Source organism: Actinophytocola sp. KF-1 (genome assembly GCF_054661535.1).
The window spans coordinates 19,897-39,312 of sequence record NZ_BAAFVK010000025.1 but is presented as its reverse complement, the minus strand read 5'-3'; the positions used below and the strand labels follow the sequence as shown (position 1 = coordinate 39,312).

Genomic DNA, 19,416 nt, shown 5'->3' with positions numbered 1-19,416 from the left:
GACAGCCGAGTTCGAGGAGGTGTGAGCCTTGACCGGCACACCGGCAGACGTTCGCACGGTCGCACGCAAGCGGCTCGAGGAACGACGTGGGTTCTTCCCCCACCTGATCATGTACGTCGTCGTGAACGCGGGACTGATCGTCATCTGGGCGGCGACCGCGCCCGACTCGTTCTTCTGGCCGGCCTTCGTGCTGCTGTTCTGGGGAGCGGGCCTGCTGATGCACGCGTGGAACGCGTTCTTCACCAAGCCCATCACGGAGACCGAAGTGGACAGCGAAGTTGCCCGTCTCGGCCGTCCGCTGATCGGGCACGACGAGGAGGCGACGGGGTCATGACAGGCCGGGCCCGCAAGTGGCTCGCGTGGGAGATCGGTGCGGCGCTGGCCGTGATCGCGATCGTGGCGGCGATCGTGGTGGTGGTCGACCGGGGTGACGGGACGATGTCTCCTGCCGCTCCCCCGGCCACTTCCCGGTCCACCACGACACCGACGCCGAGGGCACCGCTGACCGCACCCGCGCTGGCCGTCAAGATCGACAATGTGCCGTCGGCACTGCCGCAGACCGGACTCGGCTCGGCCGAGGTCGTGTACGTCGAACCGGTCGAGGGTGGGCTGACCCGGCTCGTGGCCGTGTACACCGGCACGCCGCCCGAGGTGATCGGCCCGGTCCGCAGCGCCCGGCGCACGGACATCGAACTGCTCGGCCAGTACGGCACGCCAGTACTGGCCTACTCGGGCGCGGCACCCGAGTTGCTGCCCGCGCTGCACGGAGCCCGCCTGGTCAACGCGGCACCCGCACAGGCGGCTGCCGCGTATTACCGGGACTCCGATCGCCGGGCACCGCACAACCTCTACGTGCGACCAGCACGACTGCCTGACGGGGCACAGGGACCCGCGGTCGCTCCGCTGAGCTTCGGCCCCGCGCCCGGCGCGGGCGAACCGACCGCGACAGAGGCGGTGCGGTATCGGGCGGCGAGCTTCGGCTTCACCTGGTCGGCGACCGGCCGGCGGTGGCTCGTGTCGATGAACGGGGAACCGCTGATGTCCACGGACACCGGCCGCGTCAGCGCGGCGGACGTCGTCCTGCAGCAGGTCGAGGTCACCACGAACGAGGGGATCGAGGACGCCCGCGGCACCGTCTCGCCGGTCGCGCGCACCGTCGGCAGCGGACCGGTGGTCGTGCTGCGCGACGGTCTGCGCTTCCCGGGCACCTGGTCCCGGACCGCCGTGCGAGCGCCGACCACCTTCCACACACCGGAGGGCCGGGAACTGCCGCTCGCGGCGGGCCCGGTGTGGGTGCTGTTGATTCCCTCGTGAACCTACCGGAGGAGCAACCCGTGCCGAGTGGTGCGACCGGAGCATCTCGGGGACGACATCGGCGCCGGACTCGCCCCCCCCCCGGATCTGTACGCCGAGATGACCGCCGCCGGCCTGCACCCGGCCGGCCCGCCGGCGGCGACATACCTGGACGAACTGGTCCCGACAAGCCGTTGGACGTCGACCTCGGCGTCCCGATCGTGCCCCGGGACCGGAAGGCCGACCCGGCGGTGGCGCACGGGTCGTGGGCAGGCACTGACGGCGCGTCGATCTTTGGTCACGGCTACTGCGCCGTCGGTCCGCCCACCGAGATCTACGTCGATCTACGTCCGTCGGCCCGAACACCAGGACCGAACCGGCCGGCTACCGAACCCGAGGTCTGGGTCCGGTCATCCAGTCGATCGGGCTGACGTTCCGGATCCCCGCGACTTCGCCTTGGCGGTGGCGCAGACCCGGGACGCGCTGCACGAGCGAACCGGGCCCAGCTGGCGGGCTTCCTGCTCGTCGGGGTCTGCGACCCACGGCTCGCCGAACGCGCGCTGGCCGTCAACCGGCAGGCCGGGCTGCTCCTGCCGTGCACGATCGCCGTCCGTGCCGATGGCGACGCCACCGTGGTGGAAGCGCTCGACCCCGCCATCCTGGTCCACGCTCCGGGGATCGCCGACCTCGAGCCCGTGGCCACCGAGGCCCGCACCCGGCTCGCCGCGGCGCTCCGCCTGGTGGCGGAGGCGCCGCGGGAGACGAGCACGTTCAGCGGATCGTGATGTCCCTGCGTTCGAACACCGGCACCGCCGCGGCCACGAACACGACCGCGGCGGCGGGCATCCACAGGAACACCCAGGTGAGCCCGCCGCCCAGCGGACCGGCGGTCAGTGCCTGGTCGAACGGTGAGACGCCCTGCCACGCCTCGAGTTCGGCGACCAGTCCGCCAGCCGCGTACAGGACGTAGGCGGCGACCGCCACAGCCGACGCGACCGCGGTCGCCACCACGTGCCTGCCGGTGACCGCGCCGACCGCGAGGGCGAGCCAGCCGAACTCCACGCCCAGGAGCACCATCGCCACCGAGCCCGCGGCCGCCTGGCCCAGCGGAACGTCCAGGCCGAACAGCGGCGAGCACACCGCGACGGCGACGAACAGCACCGCGCCGAGCGCGATCATCCCGGCCGCGAGCGCGGCCGCGCGGTGCAGTACCAGGCTCGTCGGCGAGACCCTGGTCATCAGCAGGACCTCGAGCGTGCCCGCCTCCTCCTCACCGGCGACCGACCGCGCTCCCCTGCCGATCCCGTACACCAGGAACAGGATCGGCAGCATGAGGCTGTACAGCTCGCCGTTGAGGAAGCCGGTCCCGGTGCCGAACTGGTCGAGCTTGAACAGCTCCTTCATCGCCTCCGGGTAGTTCGCGACGAACTCCGTGAGGTTGCCCATGTCGCGGACGGTGGGCCACAGCGCCGACTCGAGCAGCACCAGCACCAGCAGGCCGATGCTCCAGCCGACGAGTGCACGGCGCTGGTCGCGGAGTGTCTTGAGGAAGACGTTCGTGAGCACTGCCCTCACGCCTTTCCGTAGTAGGTCAGGAAGATCTCCTCGAGATCCGGTTCGTGGCTGACCACCCCGGTGATCCGGTACGGCGCGGCGACGGCGAACAGCTCGGCCGTGGACCCCTCGACGACCAGCTGCACGCCTGATCCGTTCGCGTGGACCTCGGTCACCCCGGATACGGTGCGCAGCCGGTCGGCGGGTACCTCGCGTTCGAACGTGAGGTCCAGGCGCCGCAACGCCTTTGCCTTCAGCTCCGCCACCGACGCGACCTCGACGAGCCTGCCTTCGCGCAGGATGCCGACGAGGTCGGCGACCGCCTCGACCTCGGACAGCACGTGCGAGCACAGGACGACCGTCCTGCCCGCCTGCAGCGCCTCCCGCAGCATGGCGAGGAACTCGTGCTGCACCAACGGGTCGAGGCCCTGCGTCGGTTCGTCGAGGACCAGCAGCTCCGGGTCGTGCTGGAAGGCCTGCACGATCCCGACCTTCTGCCGGTTGCCGTGGGACATCCCCCCGATGACCTGACCGAGGTCGAGGTCGAGCCGCTTCGCGAGCCGCGCCGTGGCGGCCGGGTCCACCCCGCCGCGCAGGTTCCCCATGTACCGCAGGTAGTCCCCGGCGGCGAGGTCCGGGTAGGCGACGAAGTCGCCAGGCAGGTAGCCGATCCGGGACTGGACCGCCTCCCGGTCACGCACCACGTCGGCGCCGAGCACGGTGGCCCGGCCGCTCGTCGGGCGCAGGAGCCCGGCCAGGATCCGGATGGTGGTGGTCTTCCCGGCGCCGTTGGGGCCGAGATACCCGAACAGCGCACCGTCCGGCACGTCCAGGTCCAGTCCGGTCAGCGCAGGCCTGCGGCCGTAGCGCTTGGTCAGGCCTTCGGTGTGGATGATCATCGTTCCTCCGTCGCCACCGGCCTGCGCGGCCGGGCGGACAGCGCGATGAGCACCGCCCCGCCGACGAGGAAGACGACGCCGGCGGACAGGGCGGTGATCGCGATCGGCAGCAGTGCGGGCGCGGTGGCGCCGACCGCGACGTCCGCACGCACGTCCGGCCGGGCGTCGGCGTCCATGACCACGAGCGACCAGTCCCCCGGTCGTGGTGTCCAGTCGAGGGTGAGGGTGCCGGTACCGGTCGCCGCCTCGGTCCAGATGCCGAGGTTCCCCGGCTCACCGGGCGGCCGCACGCCACGCATGTGCGCGCCGACGGCCATCGGCTGGTACCGGTCGTCCCGGTAGTCCTGGAACCTGCGGTGCGGCACGCCGCTCAGGTACCGTTCGACGTCCGCGGTGCGGGCGATCCCCGCGAACAGCGGCTGGTTGTCCACAGTGGAGACCGCGACGCGGAGGTCGCCGAGGATGTTCCGCGCCCACGGCCAGTCCTCGTCCACCGGGGCGATGTCCTTGGCGTGGAACCGCAGCGCGTAGCCGTCGTCGCCGAACCGTTCGACCGGCGTGGTCACGTAGCCCGCCGAATCGCGCTGCGCCTCCAGCCACAGCAGCCCGCCGCCTGCCCCAGCACCGCCGAGCCCGACGAGCAGCAACAACGCGCCCGCGATCACGCCCACCGCGCGCCCTGCGGAGGTCGTGGGTCGAGCCGCGCGCGGCTCGGGCTCCGGCTCGCCGGTGGCGGCCGGGTCGGCGCCGCCGAGGTCCAGCCGGAACGGCGGGTACTCGTCGGTCATCAGCGCCGCGTAGGCGGCGACCCGCAGCACCCAGCGGTTCATGCCGATGACGAGGTCGAAGACGCCCCGCGGGTAGCGGCCGGTGAACAGCAGCGCCACCCCGGCGACCAGCGTCAGCAACGCCACCAGACCACCGTCGAAGCCGAGCCAGCCCTCGCCCCACTGCCACAGCACGTACCCGCCGCCACCCACGAAGAACGCGACGACCAGGTAGTGGGGTATCGCGAGCAGCCACCACTTCACCAGCGCCAGCCCGCGCGAGAGCCGCTCCGGGTAGGCGACGTCCAGCGTCGCTGGGTAGTCCGGCTCCGGCCCCAGGCTGAACGGCGGGTACCGGTCGGTGGCCAGCGCGCCGTACCCGTAGCACCACACGCGCCACGTCCACCGCAGGACACCGAGGTTGAAGTCGAACAACACCCTCGGGTACCGCCCGGTGACCAGGATCGCGACCAGCGCGACGAGGGTGACCACCGGGAACGCCACCCACAGGAAGAACAACACGATCGCGTGCGGCACCAGCAGGAGCCACTTCACCAACCACAACCAGCGACTGGGTGCGTCGTCGAGCCTGGCAGCCAACCGCACCGGAGATGTCATGGTGACCACGACCTTTCCTCGAATGTCCGTCTCCACCGTCGGTCGCGGCATCGGTCACGCACAGAGTCCGTCGGGTGGGCTGCGCGGGCCTTTGGTCACGGCGGACCGGGAACTTGAGCACTGCCATCGCCCGCCGGGAAGGACGACCGTGGCGGCAGGGTTCGAGAAGCGAGGAGGCCGCACGATGAACGAGCGCACACCCGACACGCACACCGTGCTCGACGCGATCACGCTGGCCAACCGCGCACCGTCGGTGCACAACACCCAGCCGTGGCGCTGGCTGCTCGGCGACGGGTCCATCCACCTCATGGCCGACCGCGCCCGCCGCCTGACCGCCACCGACCCGGACGGGCGGGACCTGCTGGTGTCCTGCGGCGCCGCGCTGCACCACCTGCGCGTCGCGCTCGGGGCACTCGGCTGGCGCGCGATCGTGCACCGCCTGCCGAACCCGGGCGATCCCGACCACCTGGCCGCGGTAGAACTGGCGTGGAAGACACCGTCCACCGAGGACATCACGCTCGCAGGCGCGATCTCCCGCAGACGCACGGACCGGCGCCGGTTCTCGTCGTGGCCCGTGCCGGACGGGCACCTCGACATCCTGGTGCGCCGGGCCGGGAAGGCGGGCGCGCTGCTGGTCCCGGTCACCGGCAGGCTCACCCGCAGGCAGCTCACCCGGGCGATCGACGCGGCGGCGGACGCCCAGGAGCACGACCCCGCCTACGCCGCGGAGCTCGCCGCGTGGACCGGCCGCGGCCGTCTCTCCCGCGACGGCGTCCTCACCACGAGCACCCCGCCGGACCCGTGGATCCACGGGGACACCACCATGCGTGCGTTCCCGGTCGGCGCGCTGCCCGACACCGAGACCGGCCGGGGCGAGAGCGACGCCGGGGAACTGCTGATCCTCGCCACCACCGGCGACGACCTCGTGTCGGTGCTGCGTGCCGGCGAGGCCGCGAGCGCCGCGCTCCTCACCGCCACCGATCTCGGTCTGGCGACCTGCCCGCTCTCGCAGGCACTCGAGGTGGCCGACACCAGAAGCATGATCCGTGCCCAGGTCCTCGACGGGGCCGCGTTCCCGCACCTGGTCCTGCGCATCGGCTGGGCGCCGACCGCGGCACCGCCGCCACCGGAGAGCCACCGCAGGGCGACGGGTGACACCGTCGGGTACCTGCCCGGCACCCGCCACACCCCTTGACCACGCGTGGCGTCCCGCGCGGAGTGCTGCTGCTCCGCGGTTACCGGCGCGACTGGCTGAGACCGGACGTCCTCGCCGGTGTCACCGTGGCCGCCTACCTGATCCCACAGGTGATGGCGTACGCGGACGTCGCTGGGCTGGCGCCCGCCGCCGGGCTGTGGACCATCGTCGGTTCCCTGCTCGCCTACGCGGTGTTCGGGTCGTCGCGGCAGCTGTCGGTGGGGCCGGAGTCGACGACCGCGCTGATGACCGCGGTGACGATCGCCCCGCTGGCCGCGGGCGATCCGGCCCGGTACGCGGCACTGGCCGCGGTACTCGCGCTGCTCGTCGGTGTGCTGTGCGTGCTGGGTGCGGCGGCCCGGCTCGGGTTCCTCGCCGACCTCCTCTCGCGGCCCGTGCTCGTCGGCTACATGGCCGGGTTGGCGGTCCTCATGATCGTGGGCCAGCTCGGCACGGTCACCGGTGTCCGGCTCGACGGTGACTCCGTCGTCGCCGAGCTCGGTGCGTTCGTCCGGCACCTCGGCCACGTCCACCTCCCCACGGTGCTGCTCGCCGCCGGGGTGCTGGCCTTCCTGGCCGTGGGCGGGGCACTGCTGCCGAGGCTGCCGGTACCGCCGGTCGCCGTGCTCCTCGCCGCGGCCGCGACGGCGGTGTTCTCCCTGCGGGACAGCGGCGTCGCGGTGATCGGCACGATCCCGGCCGCCGTCCCGGTCCCCGGCCTGCCCGCGGTGTCCGGCGCGGACGTCCTCGCGCTGCTGCTGCCCGCGGTCGGGGTCGCGGTGGTCGGGTACTCCGACAACGTCCTCACCGCGCGGTCCTTCGCCATCCGGAACGGCTACCGGATCGACGCGAACAGCGAACTGCTCGCGCTCGGCACCGCCAACGTCACGGCAGGGGTACTGCAGGGGTTCCCGGTGAGCAGCAGCGCGAGCCGCACGGCCATCGGCGACAGCACCGGCAGCCGCTCGCAGGTCCACTCGCTCGTCGCGGTCGCGGTGGTCGTGCTCGTCCTGTCGTTCGGCCGTCCGCTGCTCGCGACGTTCCCAGCCGCGGCGCTCGGGGCCCTCGTCATCCACGCGGCGACGCGGCTCGTCGAGGTCGCGGAGTTCCGGCGGATCGGCGCGTTCCGGCGCAGCGAGCTGGCACTGGCCCTGGCCACGACCGCCGGCGTGCTGCTGCTGGACGTGCTGAACGGGGTGCTGGTCGCGATCGGGCTGTCCATACTGGACCTGCTGCGCCGGATCGCGCGCCCACACGACGGCATCCTCGGCGAGGTGCCCGGCGTGGCGGGCATGCACGATGTCGACGACTACCCGCGGGCCACCCGCATCCCGGGGCTCGTCGTGTACCGCTACGACGCACCGCTGTGTTTCGCCAACGCCGACGACTTCCGGCGCAGGGCACTGGCCGCCGTCGACGAGTCCCCCACCCCGGTCGTGTGGTTCCTGCTCAACGCGGAGGCCAACGTCGAGATCGACATCACCGCGGCCGACGCGATCGAGGACCTGCGAGCGGACCTCACCCGGCGCGACATCGTCTTCGCGATGGCCAGGGTCAAGCAGGACCTCCGGGCCGACCTGGCGGCAGCGGGGCTCGTCGAGCGCATCGGCGCGGACCGCATCTTCCCGACCCTGCCGACCGCGGTCGCGGCGTTCCGCGAGCACGTCGCCTGACAAGCGCGCGACGCCGGCGAACCAGGGACGTTGGTCTCGGGTGCGGAGTGCCAAGGCCTCCGGCGGGCACGCGGCGACCGGAAGACAGTCCGGGTATGGGCAAACACGTCGTGATCCTCGGTGCGGGCACCGGCGGCACGCTCGCCGCCAACCGGCTTCGGCGGGTGCTCGCCGCCGACGTCCAGATCTCCGTCGTCGACCAGGACGACGACCACGTCTACCAACCCGGCCTGCTGTTCCTGCCGTTCGGGCTGGCCACGGCCGACGACCTCGTGCGGCCGAGACCGCGCCAGCTCCGCGGCGCCATCGGCTACCACCGTGCCGCCGTCAACCACGTCGACATCGAGCGGCGTCGCGTGCGCCTCGACGACGGCACGCTGCTGCGCTACGACGTCCTCGTCGTCGCCACCGGCGCCCGGCTCGTCCCGGAGGAGACCGAAGGGCTGACCGGACCCGGCTGGGGCCGGTCCGTCCACACCTTCTACGACCTGCCCGGCGCCGTCGCACTCGCGGACGCGCTGCGCGGCTTCGACGGTGGCAGGCTGGTGGTGAACGTGGCCGACCTGCCGATCAAGTGCCCCGTGGCGCCCCTGGAGTTCTGCTTCCTCGCCGACTGGTACTTCCGGGAGCGCGGCATCCGCGACGGCGTGGAACTGGTCTACGCGACACCGCTGGACGCCGCGTTCACCAAACCGGTCGCGGCGCACGCCCTCGCCGGGCTGCTCGAGGAGAAGGGCGTCGAGCTGGTCACCGAGTTCAACCTCGGCGCGGTCGACGCGGACGGCACCGGTGGCCGCCTGATCTCCTACGACGAGCGGGAGATCGAGTTCGACCTGGCCGTCGTCGTCCCGCCGCACGGTGGCGCGTCCTATGTCGATCGCTCGCCCGGGCTCGGTGACGCGCTCGGGTTCGTGCCCGCCGACCCGCACACCCTGGTGTCGACGGCGAGCCAGGACGTCCTCGTGATCGGCGACGCCGCCGCGGTGCCGACGTCGAAGGCGGGCTCGGTGACGCACTTCGAGGGCGAGGTCCTCACCCGCAACGTGGTACGCCGCCTGAACGGCGAACCAACCGACGCCGCGTTCGACGGGCACACCAACTGCTTCATCGAGAGCGGCTTCGGGAAAGCGCTGCTCATCGACTTCAACTACGACACAGAGCCGGTACCCGGCCACTTCCCCGGACCGGTCGGGCTGCCGCTGCTGAAGCAGTCGCGGCTCAACCACCTCGGGAAGCTCATGTTCGCCTGGTTGTACTGGCACGTCCTGCTGCCAGGCCGGGAAATTCCCGGCATCCCCACCGCGATGCCGGTGACCGGCAAGCGGTGCCCCGTCGAGGAGAGGTCATGACGACAAAGGTCTACGCAGGCACCGAGGTAGCGGTCGGCGACGACGGTTTCCTGACCGACCCGGCCCAGTGGCGCGAGGACATGGCACCCGAGATCGCCCGCGAGGCGGGCATCGGCGAACTGACCGACCGGCACTGGCAGGTCATCAAGTTCATGCGGGACGAATACGAGACGAAGGGCACCGGCCCGACCGTGCGCGTGCTCGGCAAGAGCTCGGGGGTCGCCGTCAAGGAGCTGTACCAGCTGTTCCCGAAGGGCCCGGCCAAGCTCGCCGCGCGCATCGCGGGCATCCCCAAGCCCCGCGGCTGCATCTAGGAGAGGAGCGGACACCATGGCAATGGAGAAGATCTCGATCATCGTGTCGAAGGGGTCCCTCGATGGGATCTACCCGGCACTGATCATGGCCAACGGCGCTCGCGCGGAGGGCATGGAAGCGAACCTGTTCTTCACGTTCTTCGGCCTCGACGCGATCCACAAGGGACGGCACGAGCACATCAAGCTCGCCACCGTCGGCAACCCCGGTCTCCACCTCGCGACCTGGGCGGGCGGACTGCCCGGCATCTCGGCGGTGATGACGCACTACCTGACGCGCAAGATGGACGCGCTCGACATCCCGACCATCCCGGAGTTCGTCGAGATGATCGCCGACACCGGCGCCGGGCTGTACGCGTGCAAGGCCTCGGTGGACCTCTTCGGCCTGGCCAAGGACGACTTCGTCGACGAGGTCAAGGACATCATCACCGTTGGCGAGTTCTACGAACTCGCCAACGGCGGCCAGATCATCTTCACCTGAGCCGACGGCGGCGGGGTCCTGCGAGGTGGACGACCCCGCCACCAGTCTTTCCGGTCAGTCGACCGTCTTCCGGCGCCCGTAGCGCAGGTACGCGATCGGCCCCACGAAGTTCACCGCGATGGCCAGCGCCCACAGCGGTTTGCGGCCGTTGACGGCCTCCTGGGGCCGGTGCGCCAGGTCGTTCCACGCGAACGCCGCCATCCCGACCTCGACGGTGCTCATCGCCACGAAGGCCCACCGCTGGCCGGCCGTGAGGTCACGCCAGTGCTTGCGTGCCATGACTTCCTCCTCTGTCCACGCCCTCGCGTTCGGCGAGCGCGAAGTAGTCCTGTTCCTCCTGGGCGAAGTGGAGCGTCAGCACGGCGTCGAGGCCGTACAGCGTCGCCCGCAGGTCGTCCACCTGGTCGGCCGACAGCCGGCCGGCGAGGTGGCGGCCGAGCCGGGCGGTGAGCCGCTCGATCTCGGCGTGACCGCGGCTCATCGGCGCGATGCCGTCCCGCCCGCCCACCATCGGTGCCACCGCCGGGTACAACTCGTGCTCCTCCGCGCGCTCGTGCGGCAGGATCCGCCCCACGAGCACCCCGTGCGCCGCGCGGACCCGCGCGTCCGCCGCCGCGGTCAGACCGGTGGACAACGCGTCGGCCGCGCCACGCACGACCGCGCGGGCGTCCGCGAGGTCCGCGTGCTCGGCGCGGAACCGGGAGATGAGCCTGCGTGCGGTCACCGGCACGTCAGCGCGGGCGTTGCCCCGCAGCGCACGGAGCGCGTTGCCGACCGCGAGCACGTCGATCACCTCCTGCACCAGCGCGCCTGCCGCGGGCGCGAGGAACCCGAACGCGGCGGCGACCATCGCGACGACCGACAGGCCGACGCCCAGCACGGCGCTCTGCACCGCGATCCCGTGCGCCCGCCGCGCGGTCTCGACGACGTCGGCGAGGCGGTCGATGCCCTCGTCGGTGAGCACCGCGTCCGCGACCTGCGCGGTGGCGGTGGCGCCCCGTGCGGCGACCGCCACGCCGACGTCCGCGGCGGCGAGCGCGGGCGCGTCGTTGACGCCGTCTCCGACCGCCATCGTCGGCGCCCGACGCTGCTCGAGCCGCACCTGCTCGACCTTGGTCTCCGGCCGGGCGTCGGCGACCACCTCGTCGAGTCCGAGCACGCCGGCCACGTCCTCGGCGACCTCCCGGCGGTCGCCGGTCACCAGCACGAGCCGGTCGACACCGGCGGCGCGCAGACGGCTGAGCGTGCGCGCCGCCTCCGGCCGCACCTCGTCCCGCACCAGCAAGGCCGCGACCGGTTCCCCGTCGGCGCACACCCACACCACGCCCGCCGCGTCGAGCTGCGCGCGGCGCAGCGCCGAGCGGGCCCACCCTGGCGGGTCGGCCACGGCGAGCCGGCCGACGGTGACGTCCACGCCGTCGACGGTGCCACGCGCACCGGCCCCCGGCACCTCGCGCACCGAGCCGGCGACGGCGACGGGCACCCGAGCACGCCGGGCCGCGGCCACCACGGCGGTCGCGAGCACGTGCGGGGACTCGTTCTCGACGGCGGCCGCCAGCCCGAGCGCACGGCCGGCGTCGACTCCCGGTGCGGTCAGCACCTCGGTGACCGTGGGCGCGCCGACGGTCACCGTGCCCGTCTTGTCGAGTATCGCCGTCCGCACCCCGCCGAGCCGCTCGAGCACCGCGCCGTCCTTGACCACGACCCCGCGCCGGGACGTCGCGGACATGCCACCCGCGATCGCGACCGGCACGGCGAGCAGCAGCGGGCACGGCGTCGCCGTCACCAGCACGGCCACGGCACGGACCGGGTCACCCGCCCACCACCACGCGGCAGCGGCGACGGCGAGCGCGACCGGTACCAGGACCACCGCGAACCGGTCAGCGAGCCGCGCGACCGGGGCGGCGCCCGCGAGAGCCTGTTCGGCCAGTCGCACCACACCCGCGTAGGCGCTCTGGTCAGCGGCCCGCACGGCATGGACGGTCACGGCTGCACCCGCGTTGCACACCCCGCTCCGCACCACGTCGTCCACGGCACGTGGTACCGGGAGCGGCTCACCGGTCAGCGCCGACTCGTCGAACGTGCCCGCCTCGAGCAACCTGCCGTCGACGGGCACGACCTCACCCGAGCGCACCACCACGACGTCCCCGACCGCGACCTCGGCGACCGGCACCTCGACCACCGCGCCCGCCCTGCGCACCCGCGCGGTGCGGGGTGCGCGCGCGAGCAGCGCGTCGAGGTCGCGGTGCGCGCGGCGCTGTGCGTACCCCTCCAGCGCCTGCCCGGTCCCCAGCATCAACGCGATGAGCGCACCGGCGAGGTGTTCCCCCACCACGAGCGTGCCCGCCAGGCTGAGCGTGGCCAGCACGTCGGTGCCGAACCGGCGCGCACGCAGGTCGGTCACCACCATCGACACCGAGTAGGCGAGGCCGGCGAGCGTCGCCACCAACCAGAGGGCCGGCACGACCGTGCCCGCCAGCGTCACCACCGCCAGCACGCCGACGATCGCGACCTGTACGCGCCACGGCACTCGCTTGTCCACAGGAGACCCTCCGGTCAGATCGGGTGGTCCCGGCGTACGACCGCGACCGGGCATGGCGCCTGGTGGAGCAGGTACTGGCTCGTCGAGCGGAGGAGCGCACCGCGGTACCCGATCCGCCTCCCACTGCCCACGACCACGAGCTGGGCCGACGCGGCCCGGTCGAGCAGCGCCCGGCCCGGCGTGTCCGCCACGATTTCGTGGACGACCTTGACGTCGGGGTGAGACGCGCGGTGGTCCGTGAGCCGCTCGGCGATCAGTTCCTCCATGCGATCGCGGTCACGCGTGGCGTCCGCACCGGGTGTCATCAGTCCGTGCACGGCGATCAGGCCCGCCCCGCGAAGCGACGCCTCGGTCATCGCGAAGCGGAGCGCGGCATGGCAGGCCGGGGTGCCGTCGACGCCCACGACCACCGGGCCGCTCCCGGGTTCTTCTGGTCCGCCCATGACGACCATCGGACACCGGCCGCGAGCCGCGACGGTGATCGCGGTGGCGCCGATCAGCCGACCGGAGAAGCCGGCGTGACCACGGTTGCCCAGGACCACGAGCGACGCACCGACCGACTCGCGCACCAGCAGTTCCGCCGGGGAGAGGTCACCGATCACCACCGTGACGGGGAGACCTGCGGCCACCTCGTGCGCGGCGTCCCGTGCGATCCGCGGCACGTCGTCACGTGACGACGAGGCGTGCACGAGCCGGAGGCCGGCGTCCCGCAGGCCGGCACACACGGCCGCCCACCGGACGGCGCGCAACGTGTCCGCCGTCCCGTCGACACCGACCACGACCGGCCCCGGCATGGCTCACTCCCGGTCCGGCTCCGTGCGCACGACGGCGACGGGGCATGGTGCGTGCTGCAGGAGGTGCTGGCTCGTCGAGCCCAGCACCAGGCCGCGGAACCCGCCACGGCCCCGGGTGCCGACCACCACGAGCCGCGCGTTCGCGGCGTACCGCAGCAGTGCCCGGGACGGGTGGTCCCGCACGACCTCGCGGCTGACGTGCACGTCCGGGTACTTCTCCTGCCAGCCGGCCAGCCGCTCGGCGAGTGTCTCGTACGCGCGCTGCTGCGCGAGTTCGAAGTCCGGTGGCGTGGGATAGCCGAGCAGCACCGCGTCGGCGGGCGAGTCGTGCCAGGCGTGGACGGCGACGAGGTCGGCGCCGTGTGCCGACGCCTCGGCGAACGCGAAGGCGACGGCTTCCTCGGAGGCGGGCATGCCGTCCACGCCGACGACCACCGGGCCGTGCGCGGGGGTCTCTCCCCGGACGACGACCAGCGGGCAGTGCGCCCGGCCGGCCAGCGCCACGGCGGTGGAGCCGACCAGCAGGCCCGTGAACCCACCGAGCCCCCGGGTGCCGAGCACCAGCAGCGAGGCGGCGCGCGATTCCCGGACCAGCATCGGCACGATGAGCGCGGACTCCAGCGCGACACTCGCCGCCACACCGGTCTCGGCGGCCACGTCGCGCGCTTCGGCCAGCCAGCGCCGCGCCTGCTCACGCAACAGGTCGAGCACTCCGGGGTCGAGCACCCCGGCCACGCCCGCGGTCAGCTGGTACGAGGTGACCAGTCGCAACGACAGCCCGCGGCGCCCGGCTTCTTCCGCGGCCCACCGGACCGCGTCCAGTGCCGATGCCGACCCGTCCACGCCGACCACGATCATGTCCGGTCCTTCCCTCGAAGTCGCTTACCTGCCAACGAAGTTAGTGCCGCGGGTGGTCGCGGGGCCGCCGTCGAACGTCCCCCGGACCCGGGACGTTCGGTCCGTCGTCCGCACACCGTGGAGCCGGGACGAAGGTCCCGGACACGGACGGCCAACGACCATGTGACCGCCCTGTTCACCTGGCGGAGAGTGGTGGCGTCGGCTTTCGTGCCGTCGCTCGCAAGGAGGTGACCCCGCGATGACAAGCACCATCGTCGTCGGCGTGGACGGATCCCCAGCCAGCGCCACAGCGCTGCGCTGGGCGGTCGACCGCGCCGTGGCCGAACACCGCACCGTGACCGCGGTCGAGGTACGCGTCCCCGTCCGCCTCGGCCCGGGCACGTCCTACGCTCCGGCGCCCTACGGGCGGATTCCACCGGAGCGCGACGGCGACATCGTGCACGACACCGTCGCGGCGGTACAGAAAGCGGTACCGAACGCACCCAGGATCGCCGAACTACGCCGCCAGGGTGAGCCGGGAATCGAGCTGGCACGCGCTGCCCAGGGCGCCGCGATGCTCGTGCTGGGCCACAACCCACACGGCAGGACCACCGAGTTCCTCTTCGGTCATGTCACGAACGAGTGCCTGCGTCACGCCGACGTGCCTGTCGTCCTCGTCCCGGCCGGCGCACACCCGTGAGAAACGGCGGGGCCCGGCGCGGGCCCCGCCGTCGGAGTGTCAATCCTCCCAGCCGACGGTCGCCGGCATGTCCGCCGCGAGCGTGACCACCGTGACGCCACCGACGGTGCGGACCAGCGCGCCGACCAGCGAGCGCTCTGCCGTGTCGGCGAACTCGCCTGAGACCGTCACGTGCCCGTCGTCCACCCGGACCGCCCAGCGCCTCCTGCTGCCCGCGTACCTGTCGAGCAGGCCACGCACGTTCGCGGTGATCACGTCGTCGGTGCGGACCATGGTCCGCAGCAGGTCGCGGCGGGCGACCATGCCGACCAGCAGGCCCTCCTCGACGACCGGCACCGACCGGAGGTGCTTGGCGAGCATGCGTTCCGCGATCCTCGCGACGTCGGCGTCCGGCGTGGTCACCTCGACCAGCGGGGTCATCACCTCGGTGACCGGGGCGTCTCGCCGGTGCTCGGCGCGAAGGCCGTCGGACTCGCTGAAGATGCCCACGACACGGTCACCGTCGTCCACCACCGGGACGGCCGCGAAGCCGTGCTCGGTGAGTGCGGTGACCGCCTCGAGGACCGTGGCGCCGGTGTCGACGCTGACCACCGGCCTGCTCATGATGTCCCGTGCCCGCATGACCGAACCTCCTTGCTACCCGGTCGTTTCCGTCCGCACCACGGCGACCGGGCAGATGGCGTGGTGCAGCAGGTGCTGGCTCGTCGAACCGAGGACGAGGTCGCGGAAGCCGCCGTGGCCACGCCGCCCGACGACCAGCAGGCGCGCGGTCTGCGCGCAGCGGCGCAGCGCCCGGTTCGGCCGGTCGTGCACGACGTCCCGTTCGACGCGCACCTGCGGGTACTTCTCCTGCCAGCCCGCGAGCCGCTCCGCCAGCGCGGCCTCGGCGACCTCGCGCTGGAGGGTCCAGTTCAGCGACGCGTTGCTTGCCGCGAGAGCTTCCTCGAACACGGACTCGGCGTAGGCGTGCACCGCGACGAGCATGGCGCCCGCGGCTGACGCCTCGGCGAACGCGAACGCCAGCGCGGCCTCGCTCGCCTCCGTGCCGTCCACCCCGACCACGACCGGGCCGGTGCGGGGCGACCCGTCGGCCCCGTTGCGCACCAGCACTACGGGACTGTGGGCGTGGCCCGCGAGCGTGAGCGACGTCGACCCGACGAGCATGCCGGTGAACGCGCTGTGGCCCCGGTTGCCCAGCACGAGCACCGCCGCGTTCTCCGACTCCCGCGCCAACCCCGCGGTCGGCGGCATCGCGGCGAGCTCGGTGTGCACGTCGAGACCGGGTTCGACCGCGGTCGCCACCTCACGGGCCTCGCTCAGCCATTGCCTGCCCTGGTCGCGCATGGCGTGCAGGATCGACTCCTCCTCGGTCACCCCGGAGGGGAACCCGATCGGGAGCTGATAGGCGTGCACGAGACGCAACGGCAGCCCGTCCAGGCGTGCTCGTTCGGCCGCCCAGCGGACGGCGAGCAGTGCGGTCGCCGATCCGTCGACGCCGACGACGACGGGCATGCTTCGGGGTGCCATGGTTTCTCCTCACAGTGGAAGGGCTACAGCGGTCGGCTGCGTACGGGCGATCACGACAGGACAGCCGCTGCGCCGGATCAGGTCGCGACTCACCGAGCCGAACAGGCCGGACGCGAGGCGGCCGCGGCCACGGGAGCCGAGGACGAGCACCGCCGCTCGCCGGGACGCCGCCACGAGCGCGGGCCGAGGGTCGTCCGGCACGACCTCGGCCGACACCGCAACGTGCGGGTACAGCTCGCCGTAGGCGATGAGCAGCCGGGACTGCGCGAGGGCGGCGGCCTCGCCGAGGTGCCCGGCCGGGACGCAGCGCAGGATCGTCAGCGGCCGCCCGCTCCTGGCCGCCGCGACGTACCCGTAGGCGAGCGCGGCCTGAGCGGTGGCGGACTCGTCGAGCGCGACGACCACCGGGGCGGTCGCGGGCAGTTCCGCCCACTCCCGTCGCGGCACCACCGCCAGCGGGCAGTGCGACGTCGTCAGCAGGTCACCCGGCACCGACCCGCTGATGGCCTCGACGAAGGGGGGCGCGCCGTCGGCGCCGACGACGAGCAGGTCGGCGTGCTCGGTGGCGGCACGCAGGACCGCGGCGGGCGGGCCCGGCACCACGTCGGTGGCGACGTTCAGGTCCGGCCATTCGGCCAGCACTCCGTCCGACAGCCCGGCGAGCAACCGGACCGCCGCGACGCGGTGCTCCTCGGCCACCTCGTTCGGGAGGTACCGGTCCGGCGCGGCCGGCATCGGCACCGCCGTCACCAACCGCAGCTCGGCGAGCCGGGCATGTGCTTCCGCCGCCGCCCAGCCCACCACGCCACGCCCGTCCGTCCTGGACACGCCCGCGACGACACGGCGGAACTCGGTGTTCATGGCCGATCCGTCCGTGCCACCGCGACGGGGCATTCGGCGTGGTGCACCAACGTCTGGCTCACCGAGCTGATCCCCATGCCGGCGAACGCGTCCCGCCCGTGAGAGCCGACGACGATCAACCGCGCTCCCGTGGCGTGGTCGAGCAGCGCGCGGTCGGGCCGGTCCCTCCGCACCACCGCCTGAACCTCGACCTGGGGGAACTTGTCCCGCCACGGGGAAAGCCGCTCGGCGAGCCGCCGCTCTTCCCCGGCCTGGACCTGCTCCCAGTCGACGGTTCCGGGCAGCGTCGTCCACGCACCGGCCATGTGCATGTCCAACCACGTGTGCACGGCCACCAGCGGGACGCCGTGGGCGAACGCCCACTCGAACGCGAAGGTGATCGCGGCATCGCTCAGGTCGGAGCCGTCGACCCCCACCACGACCGGACCGCCCCCGGGCGGCACGTCGTCGCGGGTGGACGAATGCATGACCACGACCGGGCAGTGCCCGTGGGCGGACAACGCCACCGCGACCGAACCGACCACCATGGCCCGGCACCCTCCCAAGCCGCGGGAGCCGACCACCAGCAGCTGCGCCGTCCTCGACTCGGAGATCATCACCTCCGCCGGCGCACCGGCCCGCAGATCCGTGATCACCGACAGTCCGGGCACCGCGCGGCGCGCGGCGCGGCTCGCTTCGGTGAGCCAGTGCCTCCCCTGCGCCATGACGGCGTCGCGGAAGTCCCGCGGCGGGGCGACCCGGCGTGGCCGTCGCACCGGTGCCACGTCGCACACGTGTACGAGGCGAAGCGGCGCACTCCGGCTCGCCGCTTCCCGCGCGGCCCAGCGGACCGCCTGCAGTGCGGACTCCGACCCGTCCACACCGACCACGACCGGGTGGTCGCAGTGCGCGGACAGGTGCGCGTCGCCGGTGATCATGGTGCCCTCCTCGGGTCTGTCCGTTTCCGGCGTGCTCACCGTGCGTCCGTGCGGACGGTGGTGACGGCGCTGACCGGTCTGCGGGGCGTGCTGCCGACGGGGTGGCCGTAGCCGATGCGCAGCACGGTCTGCGGGTAACCGCGGATGTCGAGCTGGGTGCGCAGTGCGGGTCTGGTGAGCGGGACCTCGACGGGCTGGGACAGGAAGGAGGCGCTCAGCCCGAGCGCGGTGGCCGACAACAGCACGTGCTGCATCGCGAGCCCAGCCCGCACGTGGTCGCCTGCGGTGTCCCCGTGGGTGGTCAGCACGACCACCAGCGGCTCCTGCTCGAACGGACGCTCCACCGCCGCACCGGGGTGGAACTGCCTCGGTGTGAGCAGCGACCCGCCCACCGGTCGCGGGCCACCCGCCGAGCGGGGCACGCCGTCCTCGGCGTCTTCGCCGTCCCGCTCCGCCCAGGCACGCAGCTCACGTTGGAAGTCCGGGTCCTCCTGCTGGATGTGGTCGGCACGGCGCAGCAGCGTCGCGAAGGTGTCCAACTTCTTCGGCGTGTCCAGCACGATCAGGTGCGCCCGCTCCTCTTCTGCGGCGCGAAGCAGTACGTTGCGGTGCTCGGACGGGACCGGTCGTTCGATGAACGGCCTGCGGTTGGTCGCCCGGTGCGGCACCGATCGCATGAGCGTCGTGTGCTTCGGCGCCACCGAGCGGTCCCCCGTCACCCGCAGGACCGCGAGCAGTTCCGGACTACCCGCGTCGGGCAGCACGTCGAGCACCACGCCACGGCCCGCCGCCTCGATCGCGAGCCGCAGGTTGAACAACGCCGCGCCACACGACATGCGGGCTTCCCGGGCGGTGGGATCCACCACCGGCAGTACCCGGTCGCGGTCGAGGTGCAACTCCACGAACGGTGGTGCGACCACGAACCGCCATGGCTGGGTGTTGTGCACGGAGGGCGCGCGGGTCGCGGCCCGCAACGCCCGCTCGATCACTGTGCCGAGGTTCATGGCTGTCTCCTGACTCAAGGCCGTTCCAGGCCAGGTCTTCAGCGTGGCCGGGTGGCACGGGGTGGGGCAGCGGTCGTCGGCCTCTTTCCACCGA

At 72.8% G+C, this 19,416-nt stretch carries 21 protein-coding genes; 9 read left to right on the top strand and 12 right to left on the bottom strand.

All coding sequences use genetic code 11. The annotated features are described in order from the left end of the window. Nucleotides 1-28: 28 nt before the first annotated feature. From ACYQ77_RS43605 to ACYQ77_RS43595, 3 genes are all read left to right on the top strand, one after another. Nucleotides 29-334 carry a 2TM domain-containing protein gene (locus tag ACYQ77_RS43605; protein ID WP_459723312.1) on the top strand — a complete coding sequence of 102 codons (306 nt, stop codon included), beginning with the start codon at nt 29-31 and terminating at the stop codon, nt 332-334. Continuing rightward, entirely contained in the window at nt 331-1,314 is a 984-nt protein-coding gene (locus tag ACYQ77_RS43600) for a DUF3048 domain-containing protein (protein WP_459723311.1), read from the top strand. Before ACYQ77_RS43605 ends, ACYQ77_RS43600 begins: the two co-directional genes overlap by 4 nt. 485 nt (nt 1,315-1,799) lie before the next feature. Continuing rightward, nucleotides 1,800-2,078 carry a DUF302 domain-containing protein gene (locus ACYQ77_RS43595; RefSeq protein ID WP_459723342.1) on the top strand — a complete coding sequence of 93 codons (279 nt, stop codon included), beginning with the start codon at nt 1,800-1,802 and terminating at the stop codon, nt 2,076-2,078. Here the strand turns inward: ACYQ77_RS43595 and ACYQ77_RS43590 are convergent. The 3 genes from ACYQ77_RS43590 to ACYQ77_RS43580 are packed head-to-tail and all read right to left on the bottom strand — an operon-like array spanning nt 2,065 to nt 5,131. Next, on the bottom strand, nt 2,065-2,868 hold the full coding sequence (locus ACYQ77_RS43590; protein WP_459723309.1) for an ABC transporter permease subunit: 804 nt from the start codon (nt 2,866-2,868) through the stop codon (nt 2,065-2,067). The two genes, ACYQ77_RS43595 and ACYQ77_RS43590, sit on opposite strands and share 14 nt — an antisense overlap. Continuing rightward, entirely contained in the window at nt 2,865-3,746 is an 882-nt protein-coding gene (locus tag ACYQ77_RS43585; RefSeq protein ID WP_459723308.1) for an ABC transporter ATP-binding protein, read from the bottom strand. Before ACYQ77_RS43585 ends, ACYQ77_RS43590 begins: the two co-directional genes overlap by 4 nt. Then, nucleotides 3,743-5,131: a DUF4389 domain-containing protein gene (locus ACYQ77_RS43580; protein ID WP_459723307.1), complete on the bottom strand. Its 1,389-nt coding sequence runs from the start codon at nt 5,129-5,131 to the stop codon at nt 3,743-3,745. The genes ACYQ77_RS43585 and ACYQ77_RS43580 overlap by 4 nt, the downstream gene beginning before the upstream one ends. 184 nt (nt 5,132-5,315) lie before the next feature. On the opposite strand from ACYQ77_RS43580, the gene ACYQ77_RS43575 reads away from it, so the two are divergent. The 5 genes from ACYQ77_RS43575 (at nt 5,316) to ACYQ77_RS43555 (ending at nt 10,140) form a co-directional block, all read left to right on the top strand. Further along, complete coding sequence (locus ACYQ77_RS43575; RefSeq protein ID WP_459723305.1) at nt 5,316-6,326, top strand: Acg family FMN-binding oxidoreductase; 1,011 nt, start codon at nt 5,316-5,318, stop codon at nt 6,324-6,326. Further along, the gene (gene sulP / locus ACYQ77_RS43570) at nt 6,323-7,999 is read left to right on the top strand and encodes a sulfate permease (RefSeq protein ID WP_459723304.1); all 1,677 of its coding nucleotides are present in this window, start codon (nt 6,323-6,325) and stop codon (nt 7,997-7,999) included. The genes ACYQ77_RS43575 and sulP overlap by 4 nt, the downstream gene beginning before the upstream one ends. Before the next feature lie 95 nt (nt 8,000-8,094). Next, the gene (sqr, locus tag ACYQ77_RS43565) at nt 8,095-9,348 is read left to right on the top strand and encodes a type III sulfide quinone reductase, selenoprotein subtype (protein WP_459723303.1); all 1,254 of its coding nucleotides are present in this window, start codon (nt 8,095-8,097) and stop codon (nt 9,346-9,348) included. Continuing rightward, nucleotides 9,345-9,662, top strand: a complete 318-nt coding sequence (locus ACYQ77_RS43560; protein WP_459723301.1) for a TusE/DsrC/DsvC family sulfur relay protein — start codon at nt 9,345-9,347, stop codon at nt 9,660-9,662. The genes sqr and ACYQ77_RS43560 overlap by 4 nt, the downstream gene beginning before the upstream one ends. A gap of 16 nt (nt 9,663-9,678) precedes the next feature. Then, on the top strand, nt 9,679-10,140 hold the full coding sequence (locus tag ACYQ77_RS43555; RefSeq protein WP_459723300.1) for a DsrE/DsrF/DrsH-like family protein: 462 nt from the start codon (nt 9,679-9,681) through the stop codon (nt 10,138-10,140). Nucleotides 10,141-10,194: 54 nt separating this feature from the next. Here the strand turns inward: ACYQ77_RS43555 and ACYQ77_RS43550 are convergent, their stop codons facing one another. From ACYQ77_RS43550 to ACYQ77_RS43535, 4 genes are read right to left on the bottom strand one after another with little or no spacing between them, the layout of a single operon-like run. Further along, entirely contained in the window at nt 10,195-10,419 is a 225-nt protein-coding gene (locus ACYQ77_RS43550; protein ID WP_459723298.1) for a PLDc N-terminal domain-containing protein, read from the bottom strand. Further along, complete coding sequence (locus ACYQ77_RS43545) at nt 10,397-12,682, bottom strand: heavy metal translocating P-type ATPase (RefSeq protein WP_459723297.1); 2,286 nt, start codon at nt 12,680-12,682, stop codon at nt 10,397-10,399. Before ACYQ77_RS43545 ends, ACYQ77_RS43550 begins: the two co-directional genes overlap by 23 nt. 14 nt (nt 12,683-12,696) lie before the next feature. Next, the gene (locus tag ACYQ77_RS43540; protein ID WP_459723296.1) at nt 12,697-13,476 is read right to left on the bottom strand and encodes a universal stress protein; all 780 of its coding nucleotides are present in this window, start codon (nt 13,474-13,476) and stop codon (nt 12,697-12,699) included. A 3-nt stretch (nt 13,477-13,479) separates the two neighbouring features. Beyond that, nucleotides 13,480-14,334, bottom strand: a complete 855-nt coding sequence (locus ACYQ77_RS43535; RefSeq protein ID WP_459723294.1) for a universal stress protein — start codon at nt 14,332-14,334, stop codon at nt 13,480-13,482. Nucleotides 14,335-14,572: 238 nt separating this feature from the next. Between ACYQ77_RS43535 and ACYQ77_RS43530 the strand changes: the two genes are divergently transcribed. Continuing rightward, the gene (locus ACYQ77_RS43530) at nt 14,573-15,013 is read left to right on the top strand and encodes a universal stress protein (protein ID WP_459723293.1); all 441 of its coding nucleotides are present in this window, start codon (nt 14,573-14,575) and stop codon (nt 15,011-15,013) included. Nucleotides 15,014-15,052: 39 nt separating this feature from the next. Here the strand turns inward: ACYQ77_RS43530 and ACYQ77_RS43525 are convergent, their stop codons facing one another. From ACYQ77_RS43525 to ACYQ77_RS43505, 5 genes are read right to left on the bottom strand one after another with little or no spacing between them, the layout of a single operon-like run. Beyond that, nucleotides 15,053-15,634, bottom strand: a complete 582-nt coding sequence (locus tag ACYQ77_RS43525) for a CBS domain-containing protein (protein ID WP_459723291.1) — start codon at nt 15,632-15,634, stop codon at nt 15,053-15,055. 15 nt (nt 15,635-15,649) lie between these two features. Next, on the bottom strand, nt 15,650-16,540 hold the full coding sequence (locus ACYQ77_RS43520; RefSeq protein ID WP_459723290.1) for a universal stress protein: 891 nt from the start codon (nt 16,538-16,540) through the stop codon (nt 15,650-15,652). Nucleotides 16,541-16,549: 9 nt separating this feature from the next. Continuing rightward, nucleotides 16,550-17,401: a universal stress protein gene (locus ACYQ77_RS43515; protein ID WP_459723288.1), complete on the bottom strand. Its 852-nt coding sequence runs from the start codon at nt 17,399-17,401 to the stop codon at nt 16,550-16,552. Then, nucleotides 17,398-18,357: a universal stress protein gene (locus tag ACYQ77_RS43510; RefSeq protein WP_459723286.1), complete on the bottom strand. Its 960-nt coding sequence runs from the start codon at nt 18,355-18,357 to the stop codon at nt 17,398-17,400. The genes ACYQ77_RS43515 and ACYQ77_RS43510 overlap by 4 nt, the downstream gene beginning before the upstream one ends. Then, complete coding sequence (locus ACYQ77_RS43505) at nt 18,354-19,322, bottom strand: Acg family FMN-binding oxidoreductase (RefSeq protein ID WP_459723285.1); 969 nt, start codon at nt 19,320-19,322, stop codon at nt 18,354-18,356. The genes ACYQ77_RS43510 and ACYQ77_RS43505 overlap by 4 nt, the downstream gene beginning before the upstream one ends. Between the last annotated feature and the right edge of the window lie 94 nt (nt 19,323-19,416).